General features: G+C 73.3%; 22 protein-coding genes. 9 read left to right on the top strand and 13 right to left on the bottom strand.

Annotated features, from left to right (window positions below; all coding sequences use genetic code 11):
* Positions 1–2 precede the first annotated feature (2 nt).
* Positions 3–962 (top strand): ABC transporter ATP-binding protein, encoded by a 960-nt coding sequence (locus tag M8330_RS01380; protein ID WP_250825874.1) that lies wholly within the window; start codon positions 3–5, stop codon positions 960–962.
* A 39-nt stretch (positions 963–1,001) separates the two neighbouring features.
* Here M8330_RS01380 and M8330_RS22280 read toward each other — a convergent pair whose 3' ends face one another.
* On the bottom strand, positions 1,002–2,201 hold the full coding sequence (locus M8330_RS22280) for a PP2C family protein-serine/threonine phosphatase (RefSeq protein ID WP_250054395.1): 1,200 nt from the start codon (positions 2,199–2,201) through the stop codon (positions 1,002–1,004).
* 187 nt (positions 2,202–2,388) lie between these two features.
* On the opposite strand from M8330_RS22280, the gene M8330_RS01370 reads away from it, so the two are divergent.
* From M8330_RS01370 to M8330_RS01360, 3 genes are all read left to right on the top strand, one after another.
* Positions 2,389–3,915 carry a catalase gene (locus M8330_RS01370; protein ID WP_250825873.1) on the top strand — a complete coding sequence of 509 codons (1,527 nt, stop codon included), beginning with the start codon at positions 2,389–2,391 and terminating at the stop codon, positions 3,913–3,915.
* An 80-nt stretch (positions 3,916–3,995) separates the two neighbouring features.
* Positions 3,996–4,943 (top strand): glycerophosphodiester phosphodiesterase, encoded by a 948-nt coding sequence (locus M8330_RS01365; protein WP_250825872.1) that lies wholly within the window; start codon positions 3,996–3,998, stop codon positions 4,941–4,943.
* On the top strand, positions 4,940–5,959 hold the full coding sequence (locus M8330_RS01360; protein ID WP_250825871.1) for an alpha/beta hydrolase: 1,020 nt from the start codon (positions 4,940–4,942) through the stop codon (positions 5,957–5,959). The genes M8330_RS01365 and M8330_RS01360 overlap by 4 nt, the downstream gene beginning before the upstream one ends.
* A 51-nt stretch (positions 5,960–6,010) precedes the next feature.
* On the opposite strand, the gene M8330_RS01355 is transcribed toward M8330_RS01360, so the two are convergent.
* From M8330_RS01355 to M8330_RS01345, 3 genes are all read right to left on the bottom strand, one after another.
* Entirely contained in the window at positions 6,011–7,075 is a 1,065-nt protein-coding gene (locus M8330_RS01355) for an SPFH domain-containing protein (protein ID WP_250826038.1), read from the bottom strand.
* A 51-nt stretch (positions 7,076–7,126) separates the two neighbouring features.
* A complete protein-coding gene (locus tag M8330_RS01350; protein WP_250054390.1) occupies positions 7,127–7,612 on the bottom strand; it encodes an NfeD family protein in 486 nt (161 codons plus the stop codon).
* Positions 7,613–7,691: 79 nt separating this feature from the next.
* Positions 7,692–8,492 (bottom strand): ABC transporter ATP-binding protein, encoded by an 801-nt coding sequence (locus M8330_RS01345; protein ID WP_250054389.1) that lies wholly within the window; start codon positions 8,490–8,492, stop codon positions 7,692–7,694.
* A gap of 169 nt (positions 8,493–8,661) precedes the next feature.
* On the opposite strand from M8330_RS01345, the gene M8330_RS01340 reads away from it, so the two are divergent.
* Together M8330_RS01340 and serB are read left to right on the top strand one after the other, a co-directional pair.
* The gene (locus M8330_RS01340; RefSeq protein ID WP_250825870.1) at positions 8,662–9,423 is read left to right on the top strand and encodes an Rv1486c family protein; all 762 of its coding nucleotides are present in this window, start codon (positions 8,662–8,664) and stop codon (positions 9,421–9,423) included.
* 69 nt (positions 9,424–9,492) lie between these two features.
* Positions 9,493–10,740, top strand: coding sequence for a phosphoserine phosphatase SerB (serB, locus tag M8330_RS01335; RefSeq protein WP_250054386.1), 1,248 nt, complete (start codon positions 9,493–9,495; stop codon positions 10,738–10,740).
* Positions 10,741–10,852: 112 nt separating this feature from the next.
* Here the strand turns inward: serB and M8330_RS01330 are convergent, their stop codons facing one another.
* From M8330_RS01330 to M8330_RS01315, 4 genes are all read right to left on the bottom strand, one after another.
* Positions 10,853–11,380, bottom strand: coding sequence for a SixA phosphatase family protein (locus tag M8330_RS01330; RefSeq protein WP_250825869.1), 528 nt, complete (start codon positions 11,378–11,380; stop codon positions 10,853–10,855).
* 75 nt (positions 11,381–11,455) lie between these two features.
* Positions 11,456–12,226, bottom strand: a complete 771-nt coding sequence (gene fabI / locus M8330_RS01325; RefSeq protein WP_250825868.1) for an enoyl-ACP reductase FabI — start codon at positions 12,224–12,226, stop codon at positions 11,456–11,458.
* Positions 12,227–12,310: 84 nt separating this feature from the next.
* On the bottom strand, positions 12,311–13,051 hold the full coding sequence (fabG, locus tag M8330_RS01320; RefSeq protein ID WP_250054380.1) for a 3-oxoacyl-ACP reductase FabG: 741 nt from the start codon (positions 13,049–13,051) through the stop codon (positions 12,311–12,313).
* Between the two features lie 89 nt (positions 13,052–13,140).
* A complete protein-coding gene (locus M8330_RS01315) occupies positions 13,141–13,353 on the bottom strand; it encodes a dodecin (RefSeq protein WP_250825867.1) in 213 nt (70 codons plus the stop codon).
* A gap of 122 nt (positions 13,354–13,475) precedes the next feature.
* Here M8330_RS01315 and M8330_RS01310 point away from each other — a divergent pair, with 122 nt between their 5' ends.
* Positions 13,476–13,805, top strand: coding sequence for a DUF3099 domain-containing protein (locus M8330_RS01310; protein ID WP_250052077.1), 330 nt, complete (start codon positions 13,476–13,478; stop codon positions 13,803–13,805).
* On the top strand, positions 13,802–14,035 hold the full coding sequence (locus tag M8330_RS01305; protein ID WP_250825866.1) for an acetone carboxylase: 234 nt from the start codon (positions 13,802–13,804) through the stop codon (positions 14,033–14,035). The genes M8330_RS01310 and M8330_RS01305 overlap by 4 nt, the downstream gene beginning before the upstream one ends.
* Before the next feature lie 53 nt (positions 14,036–14,088).
* Here M8330_RS01305 and moaA read toward each other — a convergent pair whose 3' ends face one another.
* Complete coding sequence (gene moaA, locus M8330_RS01300) at positions 14,089–15,096, bottom strand: GTP 3',8-cyclase MoaA (RefSeq protein WP_250825865.1); 1,008 nt, start codon at positions 15,094–15,096, stop codon at positions 14,089–14,091.
* A gap of 121 nt (positions 15,097–15,217) precedes the next feature.
* On the opposite strand from moaA, the gene M8330_RS01295 reads away from it, so the two are divergent.
* Positions 15,218–16,147, top strand: coding sequence for an SURF1 family cytochrome oxidase biogenesis protein (locus tag M8330_RS01295; RefSeq protein WP_250825864.1), 930 nt, complete (start codon positions 15,218–15,220; stop codon positions 16,145–16,147).
* Between the two features lie 35 nt (positions 16,148–16,182).
* Here M8330_RS01295 and M8330_RS01290 read toward each other — a convergent pair whose 3' ends face one another.
* The 4 genes from M8330_RS01290 to M8330_RS01275 form a co-directional block, all read right to left on the bottom strand.
* Positions 16,183–18,063 carry an ABC transporter ATP-binding protein gene (locus tag M8330_RS01290; RefSeq protein ID WP_250825863.1) on the bottom strand — a complete coding sequence of 627 codons (1,881 nt, stop codon included), beginning with the start codon at positions 18,061–18,063 and terminating at the stop codon, positions 16,183–16,185.
* A 103-nt stretch (positions 18,064–18,166) separates the two neighbouring features.
* Positions 18,167–18,976: an enoyl-CoA hydratase/isomerase family protein gene (locus M8330_RS01285; RefSeq protein WP_250825862.1), complete on the bottom strand. Its 810-nt coding sequence runs from the start codon at positions 18,974–18,976 to the stop codon at positions 18,167–18,169.
* 129 nt (positions 18,977–19,105) lie between these two features.
* Positions 19,106–20,704, bottom strand: a complete 1,599-nt coding sequence (locus M8330_RS01280) for an ABC-F family ATP-binding cassette domain-containing protein (RefSeq protein ID WP_250052064.1) — start codon at positions 20,702–20,704, stop codon at positions 19,106–19,108.
* 107 nt (positions 20,705–20,811) lie between these two features.
* Positions 20,812–21,732, bottom strand: coding sequence for a phosphotransferase (locus M8330_RS01275; protein WP_250052062.1), 921 nt, complete (start codon positions 21,730–21,732; stop codon positions 20,812–20,814).
* Positions 21,733–21,805 lie beyond the last annotated feature (73 nt).

The raw sequence follows: 21,805 nt of genomic DNA, 5'->3' as shown, positions 1-21,805 counted from the left end.
CCGTGCCGCTCATCGAGGCCCGTGACCTACGCCGCGACTTCGTCGTCCACCGTCGGAGGGGTCGTCTGCGCCGCGAGCGCGACGTCGTGACCGCGGTCTCGGACGTGAGCTTCACCGTCGAGCCCGGTGAGATGGTCGGCTACATCGGGCCCAACGGCGCGGGGAAGTCGACGACGATCAAGATGCTCACCGGCATCCTCGTGCCCACCTCGGGCCACCTGCGCGTCGCGGGCGTCGACCCGAGCCGCCGCCGCACGGACCTGGCCCGGCGCATGGGCGTCGTCTTCGGCCAGCGCACGGGTCTGTGGTGGGACCTGCCGCTGCGCGACTCCTTCGACCTGCTGGCCCGCATCAACGACCTGCCGGCCGCGCGGTACGCCGAGAACCTCGAGCGGTTCACCTCGTTGCTGGACCTCACCGCGCTCCTCGACACCCCCGTGCGCCAGCTCAGCCTCGGCCAGCGCATGCGCGGCGACATCACCGCGGCCCTCCTGCACGACCCCGACGTTCTGTACCTCGACGAGCCCACGATCGGCCTGGACGTCGTCAGCAAGGCGCGGCTGCGGAGCTTCCTGCGCGAGCTGAACCGCGAGCGGGGCACGACGCTGGTGCTCACCACGCACGACCTGGGCGACATCGAGGCGCTGTGCGACCGGGTGATGGTGGTGGACCACGGCTCGCTGGCCTTCGACGGCCGCCTGAACGACCTGCGGGCGCACGCCGGGGCGACCCGCACGCTCGTGGTCGACCTGGCCGAGCCGGGGCCGGCGGTCGAGGTCGAGGGCGCCCAGGTGGTCCGGGTCGAGGGCCCGCGCCAGTGGCTGTCGTTCCCGGCCGACGCCAGTGCCGCACCGCTGGTCGCCGCGCTCGCCGCCCGCTACCCGGTGGCGGACCTCTCGTTGCAGGAGCCGGACATCGAGCAGGTCATCTCCCGGCTCTACTCGACCGCACGCCCCGGCTGATCGGCTGCCGCCGGACCGGCGCGCACCGGCGCGGGCCCGTCAGGCCGGCGGTTGCGCGGTCGAGCGCCGCGGCGGCACGGCCAGACCCACCCGCAGCTCCGGCGGCAGCTGGACGGGGGCGTAGCGCTCGAGCAGGAGGACGGCACGGTCGTCGTCGCCACGAGGCACCGACCGCAGGATGCGGCGCGCGGCGCCGTCGAAGCCGGGACGCACGGCGAGTCGTGCCGTCTCGCGCAGCCACTCGACGCCGTCCTCGATGTCCCCGCCGGGCTCCTCGACCACGCCGTCGGTGTAGAAGAGCAGCGCGTCGCCGGGCTCCAGCACCCCACAGCTGGACTCGAACGGGGCCCGGTGCATGACGCCGAGCGCCAGCCCGCGGGCCTCGTCCGCGGCCCAGGTGCCGCGGGTGCCGACCCACGACAGCGCCGGCGGGTGCCCGGCGCTGTGCACCTGGAAACGGCCGCTGCGCAGGTCGACGAGCACGTGCACGGCGGTGGCCATGGCCTCGTCGGAGTCCTGCCGCAGCAGGAAGTCGTTGGCGGCCTCCATGAGGGCGACCGGGGGCAGCGAGCCGAGCAGCCCGCCCAGCGCGCCCGCGAACTGGAGCGCGTCGGTGCCGGCGGCCACGCCCTTGCCGACCACGTCCACCAGGATCATCTCCAGGTGGTGCTGGTCCTCGTCGAGCCGGGCCACCATGAAGTCGCCGGCGTAGCCGACCGAGTGCGCGGCCTTGGTGGCGGTCTGCACGCGCCAGCCGTCCGGCAGCGGCGGCACGTTGCCCTGCTTGGCGAGCCGGTCGCGCAGGTCGGCGAGCATCGACTCGCTCAGCGGGGCCGGCAGGCCGCTGCGCTGCCGGCTGGACTGCCACAGCACCAGCGCGGACCCCAGGGCCAGCGCGATCATCCCGGACGCCCGGGCCGAGCCGAACTCGCCGCCGGAGATCCAGTCCACGAGGCCGACCACGTAGGCGGCGGGCAGCGTGACCGCGGTCAGCAGCAGCAGCGCCCGGAAGCGGAGCAGGAGCATCCCCAGCACCAGCCACACGTAGTAGGTGCTGACAGGCATCACCGCATAGCGCCACAGCGAGATCGCCACGCACACCGCGACCCCGACCAGCAGCACGCCCAGCACGGTGCCCTGGCTGCGCGTGGTGCCCGAGCGCCACTGACCGGCGAGGTCGTCGCCGGCGTGCAGCAGGGCGCGCAGCGCGGAGGCCGGGCGGGGTGAACGGTCAGGCACGGGACGACAGTAGTGGGCGAGTGGTCGACACGGGCAACGAACGACGCGTGGCGCGGCCCCGGTGGTCGGCGGATCGCGGACCGACCACCCGAGCGGGTGTCTTCCTGAACCGTTCCAGGGAGAAAGGTGGAGGGAGGACGACGGACGCCGCCGCGTCCGTCCCCGTCGCCCACCAGGGAGAGGAACCATGACGACCCAGCAGACCCGCAGTACGACCGGCAGCACGACCGGCAGCACCACCGGCACCGGCGCTCCCGCGCCGTCCGACCGCAACAGCCTGACCGTCGGCCCCGACGGGCCGATGCTCCTGCACGACCACCACTTCGTCGAGCAGATGGCGCACTTCAACCGCGAGCGCGTGCCCGAGCGCAACGTCCACGCCAAGGGCTCCGGCGCGTTCGGCACCTTCACGGTCACCGGCGACGTCACCGCCTACACCAAGGCCGCCGTCTTCCAACCGGGTGCCGAGACCGAGATGCTCGCCCGGTTCTCCACCGTCGCCGGCGAGATGGGCTCCCCGGACACCTGGCGCGACCCCCGTGGCTTCGCGCTGAAGTTCTACACCTCCGAGGGCAACTGGGACCTGGTGGGCAACAACACCCCGGTGTTCTTCGTGCGCGACTCGATGAAGTTCCCGCACTTCATCCGCAGCCAGAAGCGGCGCGGTGGCTCCGGGCTGCGCGACAACGACATGCAGTGGGACTTCTGGACGCTGAACCCGGAGTCCGCCCACCAGGTCACCTGGCTCATGGGCGACCGCGGGATACCCGCGTCGTGGCGGACGATGAACGGCTACGGCAGCCACACGTACATGCTCTACAACGAGGCCGGCGAGAAGTTCTGGGTGAAGTTCCACTTCATCTCCCACCAGGGCGTGGAGTGCCTGACCCAGGCCGACGCGAACCGCATCGCCGGCGAGGACTCCGACTTCCACCGCCGCGACCTCTACGAGGCCATCGAGAACGGCGACCACCCCGCCTGGACCCTGAAGATCCAGGTGATGCCGTACGAGGACGCCAAGACCTACCGGTTCAACCCGTTCGACCTGACCAAGGTGTGGCCGCACAGCGACTACCCGCTGATCGAGGTCGGCACGATGACGCTGAACCGCAACCCCGAGAACCACTTCGCCCAGATCGAGCAGGCGGCGTTCGAGCCCTCCGCCATCGTCCCCGGCATCGGGTTCTCCCCCGACAAGATGCTGCTCGGCCGCGTCTTCGCCTACGCCGACACCCACCGGTACCGGATCGGCCCGAACTACCAGCAGCTGCCGGTCAACCGGCACCGGGTCGAGGGCGCCTACACCTACCAGTTCGACGGCCCCATGGCCTACGACCACGTCGGCGACCGGTCGAAGTACGCCCCGAACACCTACGACGACCCCTACTCCGACCTCACCGGCCCGGCCGAGGACGGCTGGGAGACCGACGGCGACATGGTGCGCGAGGCGTACACGCTGCGAGCCGAGGACGACGACTTCGGCCAGGCCGGCACCATGGTCCGCGACGTCTTCGACGACGCAGCGCGCGAGCGCTTCGTCGGCAACGTGGCCGGTCACCTGGCCGGCGGGGTCAGCGAGCCCGTGCTGGAGCGTGCGTTCGAGTACTGGCGCAACGTCGACGCCGAGATCGGCAAGCGGATCGAGGAGGCCGTGCGCTCCGGCGACCACGGCGACCCCGCGCCGCACCCCACGGACGCCGAGGAGACCGTCTGAGGCGGACGCCTCCCCCGGCACCGCGACCAGGACGCCCCGACCCTGCTGGGTCGGGGCGTCCACGCTTGTACGCTCGAGGAATGCCGATCCATCCCCGGCTGCCCGGACGCCCGGTCCTCGTCAGCGCGCACCGCTGCGGCGCGGGCGACGACCGCTCGCTGGAGAACACCCGGCCCGCGCTCGAGGCAGCCCTGGCCTCCGGCGTCGACTTCGTCGAGGTCGACGTGCGCCGCTGCGCGGACGGGACGCTGGTCTGCTTCCACGACGAGAGGGTCACGCTCCAGGGACGCCGGGTACGCCTGGAGTCGCTGGACTACGCCGCGTTCGCCGCCGCCGCGCCGCAGCACCTGCTCTTCGAGGACGTCCTGCGCCTGCTCGCCGGCCGCGCCCGCGCCCACGTCGACCTCAAGCTCACCTCCCCCACCTCGTCCTACGCCGACCCCGCGTCCACGCACGAGGTCGCGGTGACCCGCCTGGCGCTCGAGCACCTGCGCCCCGCCGACGTCATCGTGACCACCCTGGTGGACAAGTCGGTCCGGGCCGTCCGCGACTGGGCCGACGCCCACGGCCACGACATCCTGGTCGGGCTGAGCCTCGGGCGGCCGGTCACCGAGCTGCCCTGGTGGCGCCAGGTGGCGGCCCGCCTCTCCGAGATCAGGCCCGCCCGCCGCATCCGGGCGAGCCGCGCGAACCTGGTCGTCGCGCAGTACACGGTGGCGCGGCTGGGGGCGGCGTCCTTCGCACGCCGTCACGGCATCCCGCTGCTGGTGTGGACCGTCGACTCCGAGCGCGGGCTGCGCCGCTGGTTGCGCCCGGGGCGGGCCTGGCTGGTCACCAGCAACCACCCCGACCGGGCGCTGGCGGTGCGCGACGCCCACCGCGGTGGCCGCTACGGCATCGGTGCGCGGTGGCTGCACCCCGAGGAGCGGGTCGCCCTGCGTCCGCACCGCGTGCGACGTCGCCGCCGCACCGTGACCGCCCGTGGGGCGCGCGCCCGCGGGCTGCGGGCTGGCAGGATCGACCCGTGAGCACCTCCCCCGCCTCCCGTCCCGGCACCTCCGACCCCGCAGGCGACCCCGCCGGCGAGCGGGTCACCGACGTCCTCGGTGACCCGTGGACCGCCGAGACGCTCGACCTCGGCCACGACGACGAGGGTCCGGTCGTGGCCACCCTCGTGCACCGTCGGGCGCCGCAGCCGACGCGTCGGGCGGTGCTCTACGTGCACGGCTTCAGCGACTACTTCTTCCAGGTCGACTTCGCGGCATGGTGGCTCGAGCGAGGCTACGACTTCTACGCGCTGGACCTGCGCAAGTACGGGCGCTCCCTGCGTGACGGCCAGACGCCGGCGTTCGTGACGGACGTGGCGGAGTACGGCGCCGAGCTCGGCCAGGCGTGGGCGCGGATCACCGAGCGTGACGGGCACGAGCACGTCATCGGGGCCGCCCACTCCACCGGCGGCCTCGTGCTGCCGCTGTGGCTCGACCAGGCACGGCCGGCGGAGCTCGCGGGCCTCGTCCTCAACTCCCCCTGGCTCGACATGCAGGGCAGCGTCTGGCTGCGCACGGTCGGCACGGTGGCCATCGACCAGTTGGGTGCCCGCAGGCCCCGGTTCGAGATCAAGCGCGCGGTGGACGGCTTCTACACCGAGGCGCTGCACCGCGACCACCACGGCGAGTGGGACTTCGACCTGGACTGGAAGCCGGCCGAGTCGATGAAGGTCTACGCCGGGTGGCTGCGGGCGATCCGCCGCGGCCACGCGCGGGTCCACCGCGGGCTCGACGTCGGGGCGCCGGTCCTCGTGCTCTCCTCCGACCGCAGCTCGCACCCCACGTCCTTCGACGACGACCTCGTCTCCACCGACGTGGTGCTCGACGTGCGGCAGATCCGCCGCTGGGCCTCCAGCCTCTCCACGCAGGTGACCTACACCGCCGTGCCCGGGGCGATCCACGACGTGGTGCTCAGCCGGCGCCCGGTGCGCGAGCGGGCCTACGCCGAGATCGACCGCTGGCACGAGGCCTACGTGCTGGCGGACGCCCCGGCCTGAGGCCGGGGCGCCCGGTCCGGGTCGGGCGGCGTTGGCGGAGCCGGGCTGGGCTCAGGCCTCGTCGTCCGGCTTGCCCGGGTTGGCGGCGCGCTGGGCCTCGGCGATGGCCTCGGCGACCACGTCGTCGGACGGGCTGGAGCCGGCGTCCGGGACCTGCGGCTCGCTCGGGCCCATGTCGACGCGCTCCTTGGGCCCGTCGACCTGCTGGGGCACGCCGCTGATCTGGTTCATGGTGGAGCCCAGGCCCTCGAGCGCCTTGCCGACCTCGCTGGGGATGACCCACACCTTGTTGGCGTCGCCCTCGGCGATCTTCGGCAGCATCTGCAGGTACTGGTAGGACAGCAGCGACTGGTCGACCCGGCCGTCGTGGATGGCCTGGAAGACCGTCTTGATGGCCTGCCCCTCGCCCTGGGCCTTGAGGATCGCGGACTCGCGCTCGGCCTGGGCACGCAGGATGGCCGACTCCCGGTCACCCTCGGCCCGCAGGATCGCGGACTGCTTCTGGCCCTCGGCGGTGAGGATGGCGGCCTGCCGGTCGCCCTCGGCGTTGAGGATGGCGGCGCGCTTGTCGCGGTCGGCGCGCATCTGCTTCTCCATCGAGTCCTTGATGGAGGGCGGCGGGTCGATCTGCTTGATCTCGACGCGGTTGACCTTCAGGCCCCACTTGCTGGTGGCCTCGTCCAGCACCGAGCGCAGCGCCGTGTTGATGGAGTCGCGGCTGGTCAGCGCGGCCTCGAGGTCCATGCCGCCGACGATGTTGCGCAGCGTGGTCATGGTCAGCTGCTCGGCGGCCGAGATGTAGTTCTCGATCTCGTAGGTGGCCGTGACGGCGTCGGTGACCTGGAAGTAGATGACGGTGTCGATCTCGACCGACAGGTTGTCCTCGGTGATCATCCCCTGCGGGGCGAACGAGACGACCTGCTCGCGCATGTCGACGATGTAGCGGACCTTGTCGATGAACGGCACCACGAGGTTCAGGCCCGCGGAGAGGGTGCCGTTGTACTTGCCGAACCGTTCGACGATGCCGTTGCGTGCCTGGGGCACGATCTGCACCGCCTTGCTCAGCACGGTGATGACGAAGACGGCCACCAGGAGCAGCAGCACGAGCACGGGCAGGGAGTCCACGGGTTCCTCCGGTCGGTGGGGGGCGGGTGTGGGACGGGCTTGTCAGGTCTGGTCGCCGGCCGGGCCGAGCCCGGTGAAGCCGGAGACCGGGTGGACGACGGCGCGCGCACCGCGGATCTCCATCACCTCGACCTGCTCGCCGGGGGCGATGGTGAGGGTGGGGTCGTAGGGCACGGCGGTCCACGTGTCGTGGCCGAGCCGGACGGTGCCCGAGGCGTTGCCGGTGATCGCCTCCAGCACCTCGCCCTGCGTGCCGATCAGCCGCGCCGGGCCGATGACCAGGTCGGGGCCGCGGTGCAGGCGACCGATCAGTCGCGGACGCAGCAGTGCCAGCGTGGCGGCGCTGGAGGCGAGGGCGACGAGTGCCTGGACGACCAGCGGGGCGTCGAGCAGGCCTGCGACCATGCCGGTGAGCGCGCCGACCGCGAGCATCGCGAGGATGAGGTCGAGCGTGAGCATCTCGCCCACGCCCAGCAGCACCGCGAGGCCGAGCCACACGGCCCAGCCGTGGTCGGAGAGCCAGTCCATGCCCTCGACCCTAGCGGTATGGCTGTGAGCCAGGCCGCACCCACCGGTGGGCCGGCGTCAGTCGTGGGGTCAGCGAGCGTCAGCGGGCGCGCGGTGCCTTGCGCCGGGCGCTCCAGCGGTCGTCCTCGCTGCGGGTGACCTGCAGGGGCACGCCGAAGGTCGAGGAGAGGTGCTCCTCGGTGAGGACCTCGTCGATGGGGCCGGCCTGCATGACCCGGCCGTCGCGCAGCAGCAGCGCGTGGGTGAAGCCCGGCGGGATCTCCTCGACGTGGTGGGAGATGAGCACCGTGGCGGGCGACTCCGGCGCGAACGCCAGCATCGACAGGGTGCCCACCAGCTCCTCACGGCCACCGAGGTCGAGGCCGGCGGCCGGCTCGTCGAGGAGCAGCAGCTCGGGGTCGGTCATGAGCGCGCGGGCGATCTGCACCCGCTTGCGCTCTCCCTCGGAGAGGGTGCCGAAGCGCCGGTCCGTCAGGTGCGCGGCGTGCAGCTCGCGCAGCAGCTGGGTCGCGCGGTCGTGGTCCATCTCGTCGTAGGTCTCGCGCCAGCGGCCGAGCACGCCGTAGGAGGCGGAGACGACCACGTCGTGGACGATCTCGTGGCCCGGGATGCGGTCCGCCAGCGCGGCGGAGGTGAGGCCGATGCGGGGGCGGAGCTCGAAGACGTCCACGTCCCCCATGAGCTCGTCCAGCACGCTCGCGATGCCCGAGGTGGGGTGCATCTGCGTGGAGCACACCGAGATCAGGGTGGTCTTGCCGGCACCGTTGGGCCCGAGGACGACCCAGCGCTCCTCGGCCTCCACGGTCCAGCTGACGCGGTCGAGGAGGAGGTTGTTCCCCCTGCGGACGGTGACGTCGACGAGGTCCAGGACTGCGGGCATGCCGCCACCCTAGCCGCGCCGCCGCACCCGTCCGGGGACCGCCCTCCGGCGGGTGGCCGTGGCTCGATCCAGCGCCCGGCCCAGCGCTCGACCCAGCACTCCACCCAGCGCTCGACCCACGGTGTCGACGGTGTGCCCGAGGATGCGTGCGCCGCGTACGGTCGCGTCCGTGACGAGCCCGCTCCCCGACGCCCTCCGCCTCGCCTGGTGGGGCACCGCGTGGCTGCGTGGCCACGTGGTCGCCGACCACCTGATCGACGAGGTGGTGGCCCACCAGGCCACCCACGCCGTGCACGGCCTCGCCGGGCTCGGGCTCGGTGGCGCCGAGACCGAGACGCTCATCGGCGGGCTCGGCCGGTTGCGCGCCGAGGGCGCCGACACCATCGGTGCCGCGTTCCCTGCCGAGGGGCACCCCGCAGGGCTGGGCGGGCCGGCCCCGTTCAACGCCGCGGCGCTGGACGCCGGCGAGGCGGTCGTCGTCTCCGGGCCGGGGGTCGAGCCTCCCGTGGGCCTCGTGCCGCACGAGACCGGCCGTGCCACCACCTGGGTGGCGCAGCCGGCCCGCCGTCGTCCGCTCACGGACCTGGGCGAGGCCGACCGCGGCCTCCGCGCCGCCCTGCCGGCGGCCGCCGACGCGCTGGCGGCGCTCGACGTGGCGCGGTGGCGGCCCGAGGTGGCCGACGTGCTGATGAACCTGCGGCGCCGCGAGGAGCTGGCGGGCCCGCCGGGGGTGCCGTCCCGGGCCGTCGACCTGGCGGCTCGCGCGCTCCAGGCTCAGGAGATCTGCGACCTCGCCCTCGAGGACGACGGCGGTGCGGTGAGCCTCGGGGAGGCCCAGCGGCGGGCAGACGTCCTGCGGCCCCTCGCCCGCGCCGCCCGGGAGGCGCTGGTGGCCGCGGGCTCGCCCGAGGGCTGGCCGCCCGCGGGCTGAGCCGCGTCGGCGTGGCCGCCGTGGACCGACGCCTCTCCCGCGGTCTCCTGGCGCTAGCCTTCTGACCCGATGAGCGAGCAGCCGGCCGTCCCCGCGGCCACCCCGCGTCCCGACTCCCACACCCTCCTGGTCACCCTCTCCGGTCGTGACCGGCCGGGCGTGACCTCGGCGATCCTGGCGACCCTGGCCGAGCACGGCGGCACGGTGGTCGACCTCGACCAGATCGTGCTGCGACGCCGGCTGATCCTCGGGGTGCTGGTGGCCGTCGAGGGTGACACCGCCCCCATCACCGCGGCCGTCGCGGGCACCGCCGCACGGCTGGAGATGTCGGTGGAGGTCGAGCCGGGCACCGGCCTGACCGTGGCGCCCAAGGCCGGACGCGCCCACGTGACCGTGCTCGGCACCCCGCTCAGCGCCGCCGCGATGTCGGGCATCACCTCGACGATCGCCGAAGCCGGGGCGAACATCGACCGCATCCAGCGGCTCGCGAGCTACCCCGTCACCGCGATCGACCTGCACGTCTCCGGTGCCGCGCCCGAGCGGCTGCGCGAGCTGCTGGCCACCGAGGCCGCCCGGCAGCAGATCGACGTGGCCGTGCAGCCGGCGGGCATGCTGCGCCGCGGGATGCGGCTGATCGTCATGGACGTCGACTCCACCCTCATCCAGGGCGAGGTGATCGAGATGATCGCCGCCCACGCCGGGTGCGAGGCCGAGGTCGCGGAGGTGACCGAGCGGGCGATGCGCGGTGAGCTGGACTTCGAGGAGTCGCTGCGGGCCCGCGTCGCGCTGCTGGAGGGCGTGCCGGCCTCCGCGCTGCACGAGGTCTACGACAGCATCGAGCTCGCTCCGGGGGCACGGACGATGGTGCGCACCCTGCGCCGCCTCGGCTACCGGTTCGCCATCGTCTCCGGCGGGTTCACCCAGATCACCGACCGGCTGGCCGTCGACCTGGGCATCCACTACGCCCGGGCCAACCAGCTGGAGATCGTGGACGGCCGCCTGACGGGGAGGGTCGTCGGCCAGGTCGTCGACCGGGCCGCCAAGGCCACGGCCCTGCGCGAGTTCGCCGCCCAGGTGGGCGTCGAGCCGGACGCCACGGTCGCGATCGGCGACGGTGCCAACGACCTCGACATGCTGGCCGCCGCCGGCCTGGGCATCGCCTACAACGCCAAGCCGATGGTGCGCGAGCGTGCCGACACCGCCGTCAACGTGCCCTACCTCGACACGATCATGTACCTGCTCGGGATCACCCGCGAGGAGATCGAGGCGGCCGACGCCGCCGCCGGCATCACCACCCCCGCTCCCCCGCTGGGCTGACCTCCGGCGCGGGTCGAAGGGTCGGGTAGCGGGTCGGGTTTGGTCACCAACCCGGTGCCCGACGCCGCCCAGCCCCACGTTGGTGACCAAACGTGGAGTGGGGTCGGCTCGGTCAGCCCCGGGCGGTGTGGAACGCGGTGAGCCGCAGGGCGGCCTGCTGGACCGACGTCCAGCCGCCGGGCACGTTGAGCACCGCGACCGACGCCGGCGGGTAGCCCAGCGCGAGCGCGTTGCCGGCGTCCGGGTCGCCCTCGCCGTCGTCCAGGGTGCTGGCGAGCATCGCCATGGTCGGGTTGTGGCCGACGACCAGCAGGGTGCGGACGGCGTCGTCGGTGGCCCAGACGAGGTCGAGCACCGAGGCGGGACCCGACTCGTACAGCCCGTCCTCGACCACGGGGTCCAGCGACCAGCCCGCACCGTCGGCGACGCCGGCCCAGGTGCTGCGGGTGCGCCGGGCCGAGGAGACCAGCGCGACCTCGGGGCTGACGCCCTGCTCGGCCAACCAGCGGCCGGCAGCCACCGCGTTGCGGGAGCCGCGCGCGGTCAGCGCCCGCTCGTGGTCGCTGCTGCCCAGCTGCTCGGCCTGGGCGTGGCGCAGCAGGACGAGGCGGCGTGACGGCGACGCGGGCGGGATGGGCATGGACACAGCGTGCCCTACACGCACCGACGGCGCCCCGCGGGGTCGCGGGGCGCCGTCGGGCGTGGGTGGCCGGGCTCAGGCGCCGGTGGCGTGGAACCCGCCGTCGACGTGCACGATCTCGCCGCTGGTGGCGGGGAAGAAGTCCGAGAGCAGCGCCACGACCGCCTTGGCGGTGGGGATCTGGTCGGTGTTGTCCCACCCGAGCGGGGCGCGGTTCTGCCACAGCTCCTCGAGGTCCTCGAAGCCGGGGATGGCCTTGGCCGCCAGCGTCTTGAGCGGGCCGGCGGAGACCAGGTTGACCCGGATGCCCTCGGAGCCGAGGTTCTTGGCCAGGTAGCGGGAGGTCGACTCCAGCCCGGCCTTGGCCACGCCCATCCAGTCGTAGGCGGGCCAGGCGACGGTCGCGTCGAACGTCATGCCGACCACGGAGCCGCCCTCGCTCATCAGCGGGCGGCAGGCGTTGGTCAGGCTGGCCAGGGAGTAGGCGGAGACCTGCACGGCCTGCGAGACGTCCTCCCACGGGCCCGTGAGGAACTTGCCGCCCAGCAGGGTCTCCGGGTTGCCGTAGGCGATGGAGTGGACGACGCCGTCGAGGCCGTCCACGTGCTCGCGGACGAGGTCGGGGAGCCGCTCGAGGTGCTCGGGGTCGGTCACGTCGAGCTCGAGGACCGGCGGCTCCACGGGGAGGCGCTTGGCGATCCGCTTGGTGATGCCGAGCGCGCGCCCGAAGTTGGAGATGAGCACCGTGGCGCCCTGCTCCTGCGCGATCTTGGCCGTCGCGAAGCCGATCGAGGTGTCCATCGTGACGCCGGCGACGAGGATGCGCTTGCCGTCGAGGATGCCCATGGTGGTGATGCTCCTGCCTGTGGGTGCAGCGTGGTGCTGCGGGATGTCTGCGGGTGTGGTGCGGGGCTGCGGGGCCGAGCGGGCTCAGTGGCCCATGCCGAGGCCACCGTCGACGGGGATGACCGCGCCGGTGACGTAGCCGGCACCGGGGCCGGCGAGCCAGGTGACGGTCTGCGCGACGTCCTCGACGGCGCCCAGGCGACCCAGCGGGATGCGGGAGGCGTACTCGGCGCGCTGCTCCTCGGGGAGCTCCGCCGTCATGTCGGTGGTGATGAAGCCGGGCGCGACGACGTTGGTGGTGATCGAGCGCGACCCGAGCTCGCGCGCCATGGAGCGCGCCATGCCGACGAGGCCGGCCTTGGACGCGGCGTAGTTGACCTGGCCCGGCGAGCCGAGAAGTCCGACGACCGAGGAGATGAGCACGATGCGGCCGCGGCGCAGCCGCAGCATGCCCTTCGCGGCGCGCTTGGCGAGCCGGAACGAGGCCGTGAGGTTGGTCGAGATGACCTTGTCCCAGTCGTCCTCGCTCATCCGCAGCAGCAGGGTGTCGGAGGTGATGCCGGCGTTGGCGACGAGGACCTCGACCGGCCCGTGGGCCTCCTCGGCCGCCTTGAAGGCCGCCTCGACCTGGTCGGGGTCCGTCACGTCGCACCGCAGGTCGAGGGCGCCCTCGGGGGCGCCGCCGCTGCGGGTGGTGACGGCGACCTTGTCGCCCTGGGCCAGGAAGGCCTCGGCGATGGCGCGGCCGATGCCTCGGTTGCCGCCGGTGACGAGGACCGACCGGCCCTGCGGTGCGTCGGTGCTGCTCTGCTCTGCTTCGCTCACGCCCCGGACGCTAGTGGTGACCGGCCAGTAGGCACAGTGCGGCCCGCCGCACGGACCGCAAAGGCTGTGTCACAGGTCGCGCTGGCCCGTCACTCGTCCTCGAGGCGGAAGCCCACCTTGAGGCCGACCTGGAAGTGCTCGATCTCGCCGTCGCGGACGTGCCCGCGGACCTGGGTCATCTCGAACCAGTCGATGTGCCGCAGCGTCTTGGACGCGCGGCTGATGCCGTTGCGGATGGCCTGGTCGATGCCGTCGGGCGAGGTGCCGACGATCTCGGTGACGCGGTAGGTGCGGTCGGTCATGGGAGCCTCCTGGAGCCGGTTCCGCGTGAGGCGCCTCACGCGTCCCACCACCCTAGGCCAGCCACGTCGCCCCGGCGCCCGGGGGATGAGGCACCTGTGGACCGCCTCCGTACACTCGAGCCATGGCAAGGCAGCGCGCTGACGAACCGGTCCGGATCACCACCGCGCCGACCAGCCGGGCCGAGGACCTGAAGGTGCGCCAGCGGCGCTACCTGATCTCCATGGGCATCCGCAGCGCCTGCTTCGTGGGTGCGGGCCTGGCCGGGGTCTTCGGCGTCAGCTGGCTCTGGCCGATCCTCATCGTGGGCGCCCTGTTCCTGCCCTACGTCGCCGTGATCCTCGCCAACGTGCAGACCACGAAGGACGACGGCGCGGACCTGCGCTCGTCGGCCTACGTCCAGCGCCAGCTGGGTGGGTCGTCGGGTCGCGACGCCGTGGAGGGCGGACGATGACCCTCCCCGAGCCTCCCGCCACCGAGCCCGACGTGTGCTCGTCCAAGGGGTGCACGGCCGCCGCCGAGCACGCGCTGCTGTGGAACAACCCCAAGGTGCACACGCCCGAGCGCCGGAAGGTCTGGCTGGCCTGCGAGGAGCACCGCCCCACCCTGACGTCCTTCCTGAGCAGCCGCGGCTTCCTCAAGGACGTCGTGCCGTTCGAGCCGGGCGCGGACCTGGCGGTCTAGCCGCGTCCACGGCTGCCCGCCGTCCGCACGTCGGCGGCGGGCCCGAGGCCGTGTCAGCCGCCGATGGCCGACATCGGCCGGTCGGGCTGGAGGAAGCTCTCGTCGTCGATGCCGTGGCCCGCGGCCTTGCCGCGCATGGCCACCACCCACCGCTCCGCGAGCTCCTCGTCGGTGGCCCCGGCGCGCAGGGCCGTGCGCAGGTCGGACTCGTCCCGGGCGAACAGGCAGGTGCGGACCTGCCCGTCGGCGGTCAGCCGCACCCGGTCGCAGTCGCCGCAGAACGGCCGCGTCACCGAGGCGATCACGCCGACGGTGGCCGGGCCGCCGTCCACCGCGAACAGCTCGGCGGGGGCGGAGCCCCGGGGCTCGGACGCCGGCGCCAGGTCGAACTCCTCGGCGAGCCGCGCGTGGATCTCGTCCGCGGTGACCATGGAGGAGCGGTCCCACCCGTGCTGGGCGTCCAGCGGCATCTGCTCGATGAACCGGAGCTGGTAGCCGCGCTCGAGGCACCAGCGCAGCAGCTCCGGCGCCTGGTCGTCGTTGACGCCGCGCAGGAGCACGGCATTCACCTTCACGGGGCCCAGACCGGCGCGGTGCGCGGCTTCGAGGCCGGCGACGACGTCGTGCAGCCGGTCGCGCAGGGCGATCTGCTGGAACGTGTCGGGGCGGACGGTGTCCAGGCTGACGTTCACGCGGTCCAGGCCGGCGGCGGCCAGGTCCTCGGCGCGGCGGGTCAGGCCGAGCGCGTTGGTGGTGATCGAGAGGCCGAGGCGGCCGCGGTCGGGCTGCACCTCGCGGACGCGCCGCACGATGTCCACCAGGCCCCGACGCAGCAGCGGCTCGCCGCCGGTGAACCGGATGCCGGTGATGCCCAGGCGCTCGACCGCCACGGTGGCCAGACGCACCACCTCGTCGTCCGAGAGCTCCTGCTCGTCGGGCAGCCAGGGCAGGCCCTCGGGCGGCATGCAGTACGTGCAGCGCAAGTTGCACCGGTCGGTGAGCGAGACCCGGAGGTCACGCCCGACCCGGCCGAACCGGTCGAGCAGCGGGAGCGTCCTCATCACCACCAGGGTACGTCGGCCCTGTTGCGGGGGCATGTCGGGACGCCACCCGGAGCGGCGAGCCCTGCCCGGGCCGGACGCGGATCACCTCGCTCTCAGGCGGGGCCCGTACCCTGAGGCCGTGCGGTCCTGGTCCTTCCTGCTCAGCCGCCGGTGGCTGGTCCTCGCTGTCGTGGTCGTGCTCCTGGCCTGGCTGGCGTACTCGCTGGGCCAGTGGCAGTTCGGCCGGCTGGCCGACAAGAAGGCGTCCAACGCCCAGGTCACGGCCAACGAGAACGCCGACGCCTCGCCGGCGACCGACGTCCTCGCGGTGGGCACCGAGGTCGACGACGCCGACGAGTGGCGGGTGGTCTCCGCGACCGGCACCTACGAGCCCGAGGACACCGTCATCGTGCGCTACCGCACCCGCGACGGCGAGGCCGGCGTGGACGTCGTCGTCCCGCTGCTGCTCGACGACGGCACGGCGCTGCTGGTCGACCGCGGCTGGCTGGCCACGGACAACGCCGGCACCGCCGACCCGGGCGACGTGCCCGCTCCCCCGTCGGGCGAGGTCGACGTCACGGGCTACGTCCGGGTGGACGCGGAGGGCGACAGCACCGCCGTGGACGACCAGTCCACGCGTGCCGTCGACAGCGCCGCCGTCGGGCAGGCCCTCGGCCTGGACGTGCTCGGTGGCTGGGTCGAGCTCCGCTCGGAGTCCCCCGAGCCGGCCACCGCCCTGGAACCGGTCGAGCTGCCCGACCTCGGCAACGGCCCCCACTTCTTCTACGGCCTGCAGTGGTGGTTCTTCGCGCTGCTGGCCGTCGTCGGGTTCGTCTGGCTCGCCATCGACGAGCGGCGGACGGGGCGGCGTGCCGCCAGGGCCGCGGCCGACGCGACGGGTGCGACGGGCCCAGCGGGCTCGACGTCCCCGACCGAGGACGGCTCCCCCGCACGGCCGCACCCGCCGCAGCCGGCGGCTCGGCGGGAGCGCAAGCCGCGTCAGACCAACCACCCGTACGCGCGGATGATGGCGCAGCAGGACGCCGACCGGGACCAGTCACGCTCCTGAGGGGCCCCTGGACCCCGGCGCGCAGGCGGCCGGGCTCAGCCGCGGGCCACGTCCGGAGCGTCGGTGGCGAACTGCGTGCGGTACAGGTCGGCGTAGAGGCCACCGGCAGCCAGGAGCTCCTCGTGGGTGCCGCGGGCGACCACGTGACCGTCCTCGAGCACCACGATGGTGTCGGCGTCGCGCACGGTGGAGAGCCGGTGGGCGATGACGAGGCTCGTGCGGCCCTCCAGGGCGGCGTCGAGGGCACGCTGGACGGCGGCCTCGGACTCGGAGTCCAGGTGGGCCGTGGCCTCGTCGAGGACGACGATGGACGGCGACTTCAGCAGCAGCCGGGCGATCGCCAGCCGCTGCCGCTCGCCACCCGAGAGCCGGTAGCCGCGGTCGCCGACCACGGTGTCGAGGCCCTCCGGGAGCCGGCGGACCATCCCCGAGACCTGGGCGGCCTCCAGGGCGGACCACATGGCGTCCTCGTCGGCGTCCGGCCGGGCGTAGAGGAGGTTGCCGCGGATGGTGTCGTGGAAGAGGTGGGCGTCCTGGGTGACGTAGCCGACCGTGTCCTCCAGGGAGTCCAGGGTGACGTCGCGGACGTCGAGCCCGCCCACGCGCACCGCACCGGCGTCCACGTCGTAGAGCCGGGCGACCAGGCTGGTTACCGTCGTCTTGCCCGCACCCGACGGGCCCACGAGCGCCACCATCCGGCCGGGCTCGGCACGGAGGCTGACCCCGTGCAGCACGGGTCCGGCGTCCGTCACCTGGCCCTCGCGGGTGACCCCCTCCAGGGACGGCAGGGAGGCCTCCGAGCCGTCGGGGTAGGCGAACGTGACGTCGTCGAGCTCCAGCGTGGCCGCGCCCCGCGGCACGGCCACGGCGTCGGGCTTCTCCTGCACCAGGGAGGGCAGGTCCAGGACCTCGAAGACGCGGTCGAAGGAGACCAGGGCGGTCATCACGTCGATCCGGACGTTCGAGAGCCCCTGGAGCGGCCCGAGCAGGCGGAGCAGCAGCAGGGCCAGGGCGACCAGCGTGCCGACGCTGAGCCGGCCCTCGATGGCCAGCACGCCGCCGACGCCGTAGACGAGCGCACCGGCCAGGGCAGGGACGGACGTCATGGCGGCCCCGAAGATGCGGGTCACCAGGGCGATGCGGATGCCCAGGTCGCGCACGGTCGCGGCGCGCGAGGCGAACAGGGCGTCCTCGTCCGCCCGGCGGCCGAACAGCTTCAGCAGCATCGCGCCGCCGACGTTGAAGCGCTCGGTCATGAGGCTGCCCAGCTCGGCGTTGCCGTCCATCTGCTGCCGGGTCAGGCCGGCGAGCCGTCGCCCGACCATGCGGGAGGCCAGGAGCAGCACCGGGAACACCGCGACGCACAGCAGCGTGACCTGCCACGACAGCGCGAGCATGGTGATGCCGACGACCACCACGGCCACGACGTTGGAGACCGTGCTCGACAGCGTCGAGGTGAAGGCGCGCTGGGCGCCGATGACGTCGTTGTTGAGGCGCGAGACCAGCGCACCCGTCTGGGTGCGGGTGAAGAACGCCATCGACTGCCGCTGCACGTGGGCGAAGACCTGGGTGCGGAGGTCGAAGATGAGGCCCTCGCCGATCCGGGACGACAGCCACCCGCTGAGCACGCTGAGCACGGCGCTGAACAGGGCGAACACGGCCATGGCTGCCGCGAGCTCGACCACCAGCGAGGTGTCCGCCTCGGCGATGCCGACGTCCACGACCCGCTTGGTCAGCAGCGGCACGACCACCACGAGGGCGGAGTCCAGCACCGTGAGCGCCAGGAAGACCGCGATCACCCGGCGGTGGGGGCGGGCGAAGCGCAGGATGCGGCGGACGGTGGGCCAGCCGACGCGCTGGTGGACGACGCTGCGGTCGGTGCGCAGGTGCCGCCAGGCGCCACCTGCGTTCATCATGCCGGACACGGAGGTGTCGGCTCCTCTCTGCTGCTGTGGTGCGGTGCTGCGGTGGTGCTGGTTCGTGCTGGTTCGTGCTGGTTGGTGCTGGTGGCTGTCCGGCTCAGCGAGCGGCCATCAGGGCCGCGAGCTCGCGGAACCTGCCGACCTGGTGCTCGCGCTCGACGCGACGCTGGGCGTCGAGGTCGCCCGGCACCGCGGCGCGCAGGATCGTCTTCACCGCCCGGGCGTTGGCCGCAGGGGTCGCTGTGAGGGCGCCCACCAGGGTGGCCAGGGCCCCGTCCAGGTCGTCGGCCGCCACGACGTCGAGCGCGAGACCGAGACGCAGCGCTTCCCCGGCGTCCACCGTGCGGGCGGTGGTGCACAGCTCGAGGGCGCGGGCGTACCCGACCGCCTCGACCAGCGGCAGGGTGCCGGTGAGGTCCGGGACGAGGCCGAGCGCCGCCTCCTTCATGGAGAACGAGGCGTCGTCGGCGAGCAGGCGCAGGTCGCAGGAGAGCGCGAGCTGGAAGCCGGCGCCGACCGCGTGCCCGTGGACGACCGCGACGGAGACGATCCGGGGGTCGCGCAGCCAGGTGAACCCACGCTGGTACACCTCGATCCGGTCGGCCATGCCGGCGTCGTCGAGGGCGAGGAGGTCGAGCACGCTCTCCCGGGCGGGCTGCCCGGGCGTGGGTGCGGTGGGGGCCAGCACGGAGCGGTCCAGGCCGGCCGAGAAGCCCGCCCCCGCACCCCGCAGCACGACCACCCGGACCGCCTCGTCGGCCAGGAGGTCCTCGCCGACCTGCCCGAGCGCGAGCCACATGTCCGGCGTCTGGGCGTTGCGCACCTCCGGCCGGTCCAGCGTCAGCGTGGCCACGCCGTCCGTGACCGACAGCGACAGTCCGACCTGCGCGAGTTCCTGGGGCGTCATGCCACGCAGTCTAGGAGCGCATCCGGGGGTGGGGTGAACCCCCGGCGCAGCACCGGGTTCGGTCACCAACGCCGTGTCCGAGGCCGTCCGGCACCACGTTGGTGACCGAACGTGAGGTCGTCAGGTGCGTCAGGCCAGCGAGACGAGGTCGGCGTAGTCGGGGTTCCAGAGGTCCTCGGTGCCGTCGGGCAGCAGGAGCACCCGGTCCGGCTCGAGGGCGTGCACGGCGCCCTCGTCGTGGGTGACGAGGATGATCGCGCCCTCGTAGGCCCGGATGGCGCCGAGCACCTCCTCGCGGGAGGCCGGGTCGAGGTTGTTGGTGGGCTCGTCGAGCAGCAGGACGTTGGCGGCCGAGACCACCAGGGACGCCAGCGCCAGCCGGGTCTTCTCGCCACCGGAGAGCACGCCGGCCGGCTTGTGCACGTCGTCCCCGGAGAAGAGGAAGGAGCCCAGCACGCTGCGCGCCTCGGTGTCGGTCAGCTGAGGCGCCGCGGACTGCATGTTCTCCAGCACGGTGCGCTTCACGTCGAGGGTCTCGTGCTCCTGGGCGTAGTAGCCGATCTTCAGCCCGTGGCCCGGCACGACCTCGCCGCTGTCGGCCTGGTCGACGCCGCCGAGGATGCGCAGCAGCGTGGTCTTGCCGGCGCCGTTGAGACCCAGGATGACGACGCGGGAGCCGCGGTCGATGGCCAGGTCGACGCCGGTGAAGACCTCCAGCGAGCCGTACGTCTTCGACAGGCCCTCGCCCGTGAGCGGCGTCTTGCCGCACGGCGCGGGCTTCGGGAAGGCGATCGCGGCGACCTTGTCGCTCTGCCGCTCCCCCTCGATGCCGGCCATCAGCTTCTCGGCCCGCTTGAGCATGGACTGCGCCGCCTGGGCCTTGGTGGCCTTGGCGCGCATCTTGTTGGCCTGGTCGGTGAGCGTCTTGGCCTTGTTCTCGGCGTTCATCCGCTCGCGCTTGCGGCGCTTCTCGTCGGTCTCCCGCTGGACCAGGTAGTTCTTCCAGCCCATGTTGTAGACGTCCATGGCCTGCCGGTTGGCGTCGAGGTGCATCACCTTGTTGACGGTGGCCGCGAGCAGGTCGTTGTCGTGGGAGATCACGATGAAGCCGCCGGAGTAGGCCTTGAGGAAGTCCCGCAGCCAGATGATGGAGTCGGCGTCCAGGTGGTTCGTCGGCTCGTCGAGGATCAGCACCTCGGCCGAGGAGAACAGGATGCGCGCCAGCTCGACCCGGCGGCGCTGGCCGCCCGAGAGCGTCTTCAGCGGCTGCTCCAGGATGCGCTCGGGGATGCCGAGGCTGGAGGCGATGGTCGCGGCCTCGGACTCGGCCGCGTAGCCGCCGGCCGCCTGCATCTCGTCCTGGGCGCGGGAGTAGCGGCGCATGGCCTTCTCCCGCTCGTTGGCCTTCTCGGAGGTCATCATCTCCTCGGCCTTGCGCATCCGGGCGACGATGGTGTCCAGCCCGCGCGCGGAGAGGATGCGGTCCTTGGCGATGACCTCGGGGTCGCCGGTCCGCGGGTCCTGCGGCAGGTAGCCGACCTCACCGTTGGACGTCACGTTGCCGGACGCCGGCAGGGCCTCGCCGGAGAGGATCTTGGTGAGGGTCGTCTTGCCGGCGCCGTTGCGCCCGACCAGACCGACCTTGTCCCCCGCCCCGACACGGAAGCTGACGTCGTCCATGAGGAGTCGGGCGCCGACGCGGACCTCGAGCTGGTGAGCGGTGATCATCGTCCACCGAGTCTAGGGTCGCCCGACCCCGGCGGGCGATTCCCTGGACCGTGACGGCGCCCCGGTGTGCCCAGCACCTCACCCACCGGCCGCAGGACCCACCGCGATCACCCGTCGACGAGCGCCTCGATCAGCTGGTACTGCCGCTGGAGGGAGCGGATGTAGGGGGCGACGGCGGGGTGCCGGAGCTTGGCCAGCAGGGGGCCCTCGCCCGGCGCGACGCGGGCCAGGGCCCACTCGGCGCGGCTCAGGGCGGTGTAGACGGCGACGACCCGGGCGCCGGTGCCCGCCAGGTGGCGGACGTCGGGCAGGTCGGCGAGGGCGGGCGGAAGACCCAGGAGGTAGGCGTCCAGGAGCGGCTCGAACTCCTCGCGCGCCGAGAGCAGGTAGTAGCCCAGGTCGCCGCCGAGCGCCCCGGTGCCGAGCGTCCCCCAGTCCACCGCCACCACGTCGTCGCCCTCGCGCCCCAGCAGGTTCGCGGGCGTCGGGTCACCGTGCTGGAGCACCCGCGGCAGGCCGTCCAGCGTGGCCAGGTGGTGCAGGCGGGCGCGCCACAGGACGTCGGCGAGGTCGGCCACCGGCGTCCTGGCCAGCGTCGGCCACCCGCCGCGGGTCTCGGTGCGGGCGAGGCGGCTGCGCAGCTGGTCGCGGGCGAGCCAGTCGACCTCGGGCACGGGCGTGCCGGCGAAGCGTCCGAGCGCGTGGGCGGCGAAGAGGCCGTTGACCGCGGCGTCCTCGACCCAGTCGTCGGTGATCGTGATGCCCTCGTCGTCCTCGACGACCTGGCTGCGCACCGGCGGCCGCAGCCCGGCGGACCGGGCCAGCACCCCCGAGAGCGCCACGTCGGCGGCGCGGCGCCAGTAGGCGAAGTGGCCGGGGTCCGAGAGCTCCTCGGGGTCCCCCGGGACGGGGCGGGCGAGCCGCTTCACCGACACCGGCTCGTCCCCCACGACGGCGCGCCAGACCCCCAGCGTGCTCGGCGCGCTACCACCCGGGAGCGGGTGCCAGCCCGGCTGTGGCTGCCACATGGCTCGACGGTAGCGAAGTTCTCCCCCGATCGGTGCAGGTCAGGGCCTGGTGTCGGCGAGTCCTTCGATGCGC

It is taken from the genome of Nocardioides bruguierae, assembly GCF_023656415.1.
Classification (GTDB): domain Bacteria; phylum Actinomycetota; class Actinomycetes; order Propionibacteriales; family Nocardioidaceae; genus Nocardioides; species Nocardioides bruguierae.
This window is presented reverse-complemented; position numbering and strand designations above follow the sequence as displayed.